The organism is Streptacidiphilus jeojiense (genome assembly GCF_000719095.1).
Lineage (GTDB): Bacteria > Actinomycetota > Actinomycetes > Streptomycetales > Streptomycetaceae > Streptacidiphilus > Streptacidiphilus jeojiensis.
In genome coordinates, this window is record NZ_JOEH01000136.1 from 1 (window position 1) to 208 (window position 208).

Below are 208 nucleotides of genomic sequence, written 5' to 3' on the forward strand. Positions count from 1 at the left end.
CGAGAAGCTCAAGGTCCTCTCAGCGGTGCGGATCCCCAAGGACCTGGGCCGGCACACCGTGCGCGGCCAGTACACCCACGGCTGGCAGGGCGGCGAGGAAGTCCTGGGCTACCTGGAGGAGGAGGGCATCGACCCCCAGTCCACCACCGACACCTACGCCGCGGTGAAACTGGAGATCAACAACCGGCGCTGGGCCGGGGTCCCGTTC

Annotated in this window: 1 pseudogene; it reads left to right on the forward strand. The window is 68.8% G+C overall.

From position 1 onward, the window contains the following. A pseudogene (locus IF29_RS43090) lies at positions 1 to 208 on the forward strand (glucose-6-phosphate dehydrogenase); the annotation flags it as partial.